This window comes from Micrococcus sp. (assembly GCF_030523875.1).
GTDB lineage: Bacteria > Actinomycetota > Actinomycetes > Actinomycetales > Micrococcaceae > Micrococcus.
In genome coordinates this window covers 1-4,785 of record NZ_JAUNHR010000121.1, presented here as the reverse complement: position 1 = coordinate 4,785, position 4,785 = coordinate 1, and the positions used below count along the sequence as shown (strand labels likewise).

At 72.8% G+C, this 4,785-nt stretch carries 4 protein-coding genes; 1 reads left to right on the top strand and 3 read right to left on the bottom strand.

Annotated elements, in window-relative coordinates:
* Nucleotides 1-38: 38 nt before the first annotated feature.
* Both Q4D18_RS11120 and Q4D18_RS11115 read right to left on the bottom strand, forming a co-directional pair.
* Nucleotides 39-908: an ABC transporter ATP-binding protein gene (locus tag Q4D18_RS11120; protein WP_303128415.1), complete on the bottom strand. Its 870-nt coding sequence runs from the start codon at nt 906-908 to the stop codon at nt 39-41.
* Nucleotides 905-1,804 carry an ABC transporter permease gene (locus tag Q4D18_RS11115; RefSeq protein ID WP_303128412.1) on the bottom strand — a complete coding sequence of 300 codons (900 nt, stop codon included), beginning with the start codon at nt 1,802-1,804 and terminating at the stop codon, nt 905-907. The genes Q4D18_RS11120 and Q4D18_RS11115 overlap by 4 nt, the downstream gene beginning before the upstream one ends.
* 198 nt (nt 1,805-2,002) lie before the next feature.
* Here Q4D18_RS11115 and wecB point away from each other — a divergent pair, with 198 nt between their 5' ends.
* Nucleotides 2,003-3,157, top strand: a complete 1,155-nt coding sequence (wecB, locus tag Q4D18_RS11110) for a non-hydrolyzing UDP-N-acetylglucosamine 2-epimerase (protein WP_303128409.1) — start codon at nt 2,003-2,005, stop codon at nt 3,155-3,157.
* 93 nt (nt 3,158-3,250) lie between these two features.
* Here the strand turns inward: wecB and Q4D18_RS11105 are convergent, their stop codons facing one another.
* On the bottom strand, nt 3,251-4,579 hold the full coding sequence (locus Q4D18_RS11105; RefSeq protein WP_303128386.1) for an MFS transporter: 1,329 nt from the start codon (nt 4,577-4,579) through the stop codon (nt 3,251-3,253).
* Nucleotides 4,580-4,785: the final 206 nt, after the last annotated feature.

Sequence of the window (4,785 nt, the reverse complement as noted above, 5' to 3'; positions counted from 1 at the left end):
GGACGCACCGGCCCCGCGCAGCCCCGCGGCGGTCCCGTTCACCCCTGCGTCGTCCCCGTGGGGGGCTTCCCCGCCGCCCAGGCCACGCGCTGCCGGAGCACCTCGGCCTGCTTGCGCTCCAGGATCTCGCGGGCCTCGTCTTCGCGGTCATGGGACTTGGCGCGCACGTACAGGTTGTAGCCGCGGGTGACGACCTCGGGGCGGCCGTCCATCGTGAGGACGCCGCGCTCGATCCAGATCACCCGCTGGCACATCTCCTGGATGGTGCTCAGCGAGTGGCTGACCAGGAACACGCAGCCGGCCTGCTCCCGCAGCTCGTCCAGGCGACGGCGGGTGCGCTCGCGGAACTGCGCGTCACCGGTGTTCAGGGCCTCGTCGATCACCAGGATGTCCGGGTCCACGGATGTGGCGATCGCGAACTGCAGACGGGAGGCCATGCCGGAGGAGTAAGCCTTCAGGGGCAGCTGCAGGGCCCGCTCGTCGAGGCCGGACAGCGCGACGACGGCGTCCCGCTTGGCGGCGGCCTCGGCGCGGGTCATGCCCATGGCCAGACAGCCCAGGCGGATGTTGTCCTCGCCGGAGACCTGGCGCACGAGCGCGGCGTTCACGCCGAGCATGACCGGGGTGGTGGAGGCGTACACCCGGCCCGTGGTGGGGTGGATCTGGCCGGTGATCAGCTTCATCAGGGTGGACTTGCCGGAGCCGTTGGTGCCGATCACGCCCACCGACTCGCCGCGCTGGACCACGAGGGACAGCGGCTTGAGCGCCTCCACCGCGGTGGTGCGCACGCCGCTGCCCACCCGGCGGCCGCCCTGGACCGCGTCGGCCGAGCGGACCGTGTAGGTCATGCCGGCCTGGTCCACCACCACCGCCGGACGGGTCACCTCGGCCTCGGTCTGCGTGCTCATCGTTCCTCCCCGTAGGTCTCCTCGGCGCTCCAGAACACCAGGGTGCCGACGACCAGCAGGACGACGGTCCAGGCGAGCAGGACGATCCAGCGCATCGGGTCCGCGTCCGTGGCGTAGAGCAGGGACTGCCGCGCGATGTCCAGCACGCAGTACATGGGGTTCAGGTGCATGGCGGTCAGCAGGGCCGGGTGGTTCTCGAAGCGGTCCACGCTGAAGAACACCGCGGACAGGTACAGCCAGATCCGCGTGCCGAACGTGATGAGGTTGGCGAAGTCCGCCCAGCGGGCCACCACGCGGGCCAGCAGCAGGGACAGGCCGAGGTTGAACAGCGTCTGGACGGCCAGCAGCGGCACGAGCAGCAGCCAGCGCCATGTGATGTGCTCGAGCGGGGGGATCGCCAGGACGAGCACGACCATGACCGCGAGCGTGGGCAGGAACAGCAGAAGCTCGCGGAGGTTGGTGGCGATCGGCAGCGTGGCCCGCGGGAAGCGGAAGGCCCGGACGATCGAGAGGTTCGCGGAGATCGAGCGGGATCCGTTGGCGATCGCCTGGGAGGTGTAGCGGAACAGGAACACGCCCACCACGAGGTAGCCGATGAAGTTCTCGATGTTCCGCCCGGCCTGGAGGATCAGTCCGAAGACCAGGAAGTAGGCCGCGCCGTCCAGGATCGGGTTCAGCACCATCCAGATCCGGCCCAGCGCGTTCGTGGAGGTGGCCCCGGCGATCCTCGAACGGGAGTCGAAGAGGATGAAGGAGCGGAAGTCCCACAGCGAGGCGATGTACCGCCCCAGGCTCGGGCGGGCGCCCACGCGGGCCAGGCCCGCGCCGTCCACGCGCAGCACCTGCGTGGCCGGCTCGGCCGCCCCGCGGTGCTCGGCCTCAGCGGAGTCGGCCATGCGGATCCACCCTCTCTCCATCGGTCCAGGGGAACGTCGGCGGCCGGGTCGGTCGCGCCCCGGGAGTCTAGCAAGCCGCCCTGCGCGGAGCGGGATCCGCACCCCGGCCCTGCGTAGAGTGGGACCGACCGGGGACCGCCCGGTCGGTGCCGTGCCCGTGTCCGGGCGCGGCTCGACGTCGAGACCCAGGAGAGCCCCGTGCCCAAGGTCATGCCCATCTACGGAACGCGCCCGGAGGCCATCAAGGTCGCCCCGATCGTCCAGGCGCTCCAGGCGGACGAGCGCTTCGAGTGCGTCGTCACCGTCACGGGACAGCACCGCGAGATGCTGGACCAGGTCAACGAGCTGTTCGGCATCGAGCCCGCGCACGACCTCGACATCATCCAGCCGCGGCAGACCCTCAACGGGGTCTTCGCCCGCACCCTCGACGGCCTGGACGCCGTCCTCGAGCAGGAGCGCCCGGACGCCGTGGTGGTCCAGGGGGACACCACCACCTCCACCGCCGCGGCCGTGGCCGCCTTCAACCGCGGCATCCGCGTGGTCCACGCCGAGGCGGGCCTGCGCTCCTTCGACATCCTCTCCCCGTTCCCCGAGGAGGCGAACCGGAAGATCACCGGCCAGATCGCCGCCCTGCACCTGCCGCCCACCCGCGTCAGCCGTGACAACCTGCTGCGCGAGGCGGTCCGGTCCGAGGACGTCTACGTCACGGGCAACACCGTGATCGACGCGCTCATGGAGGCCGTGGCGGCGCAGGTGCCGTTCGAGGACGAGCGCCTCGCCGAGCTCGAGGCCTCCGGCCGCCGCGTGGTGCTGGTGACCACCCACCGGCGCGAGAACCAGGGGGACGCGATGCGCGGCGTCGGCCGTGCGCTGGCCCGCCTGGCCCGCGCCCACGAGGACGTCACGTTCGTCCTGCCGGCCCACCGCAACCCGGTGGTCCGCGAGGCGGTCCTGCCCGCCCTCGAGGGCCTCGGGAACATCCTGGTCACCGAGCCGCTGGCGTACGGCGAGTTCACCCACCTGCTGTCCCTGTCCACCGTGGTGCTCACCGACTCCGGCGGCGTGCAGGAGGAGGCCCCGTCCCTGGGCAAGCCCGTGCTCGTGATGCGGGAGAACACCGAGCGCCCCGAGGCCGTCACCGCCGGCACGGTGCGCCTGATCGGCACCGACGAGGAGCGCGTGGTGGCGGAGGTCTCCCGGCTCCTCGAGGACGAGCTGTCCTACCGGGCCATGTCCACCGCCGTGAACCCCTACGGCGACGGCCGGGCCGCCGAGCGCACCGTCTCCGCGATCGCGCAGCTGCTGGGGGTCGGCGAGCGCCTGCCCGAGTTCGAGGACGGCGTCTCGGCGTGAGCCCCGCCGCCTGACCCCGGCCCCTCGGCCCGCACGAGGACGCCCCCGGACCGCGCAGGTCCGGGGGCGTCGTCGTGCCGGGCGCAGGCGGGCTCAGCCCGCGTGCCGGCCCTCCGGCGGGTGCGGGTGGTCGTCGGGGTCGATCCTCGGCAGGGCCCCGGTGCGCGGGCCGCCGGGGACGACGGGCAGATTGGTCTCGGGGGCGCGGAGCCACGCGAGGGCGCCGACGGCGATGACCGCCCCCGTCACCACGAAGCCCCAGCCGTAGCCGGCCATGTCCACCACGAGGCCCACGAGCAGCGGGCCCAGGATGGCGCCCAGGTCCCCGGACATCTGGCCCGTGGACATCACGGGCCCGGCCCGGCGGCCCTGGCCCACCAGGTCCGCCACGGCCGCCTGCTGCGGGGAGTTGAGGGTGCCGGTGCCCGCGCCGGCCAGGGCGCAGGAGACGAGGAACAGCAGCGGCGAGCCCATCCAGCCGATGGCCCCGGTGGACACGGCCATCACGGCCAGGCCGACCAGGATCAGAGGCTTGCGGCCGTGCACGTCCGAGAGGCGGGAGCTGAACGTCACGGCCAGGACGTTGCCGGCCGCGAACACGGACAGCGCGAGCCCGGCCATGAGCTGGCGGTTCTCCTCCGTGATGGACCAGCCCAGCAGGGCCGAGCCCGTGAACGCCGAGGCGGCGAACAGGGGCGTGATGGCGTTGCGCACGCCGAAGGTGGCCCAGCCGTTGGCGAACATCGAGACCAGCGCCGCCCGGTAGGAGCGGTGGCCGAGGGCCTCCCGCAGGGGCATCACGGGCCGGGGCGTCGTGCGCGCGCGGTCCTGCAGGCGCGCGTCCTTGAGCATGACGAACACGATCCCCGCGGCGATCACCAGGGAGCTGCCGTAGATCAGGAACGGGACGCGGAAGCCGAACACGGACAGCACGGATCCCACGATGGGGCCCACGATGTTGCCGACCAGAAACGCCGAGGCGTAGGCGCCGGAGACCCGCCCGCGGATGGCGGGCGGGGACTTGCTGGCCAGGAACGCCATGGCGGAGACCGTGAACAGCGTGGAGCCGACGCCGCCGAGCGCGCGGTACAGCAGGAGCTGCCGGTAGTCCTGCGCGAACGCGATCAGGAACATGGATGCGGCCACGATCAGCACGCCCGTCATGTAGACGGGGGTCTCGCCGAGCCGGTTGGTGAGCCGCCCGGAGACGGGCGCGAACATCAGGCGGGTGAGCCCGAAGGCGGACACCACGGCGGCGACGGCGGTGGCCGGGTTGGCGAAGTCGGACGCGAACATCTCCGCGTACTGGGGCAGCAGGGGCGCGATGATGCCGAACCCGATCGCGATCACGAAGGCCGCCGCGACCATCACCTTGATCTCGCGCGGCAGGGGCACGCGAGCGGCCGGAGGGGAGGAGGGCATGGCCGCCATCATCCCACCTCCCATGACGTCGGCCCGTCGCATCGGCCGCCCCCGGAGCGGATCCTGAGAGGATGCCCTCATGCACCTGAGCCGACCCCCTGCTCCGTCCGCGTCCCCGTCCCGCCCGTGGCGCCGTGCCGCCCGCCTGGCCGCCGCGGTGGCCCTGGGGGCGGTGACGGCCGGCTGCGGCGTCGCCGGGCCGGCCC

Coding starts and splice junctions, on each gene's coding strand:
- Q4D18_RS11115 (WP_303128412.1), bottom strand. CDS start 1,804: ATGGCCGACTCCGCTGAGGCCGAGCACCGCGGGGCGGCCGAGCCGGCC.
- Q4D18_RS11105 (WP_303128386.1), bottom strand. CDS start 4,579: ATGCCCTCCTCCCCTCCGGCCGCTCGCGTGCCCCTGCCGCGCGAGATC.
- Q4D18_RS11120 (WP_303128415.1), bottom strand. CDS start 908: ATGAGCACGCAGACCGAGGCCGAGGTGACCCGTCCGGCGGTGGTGGTG.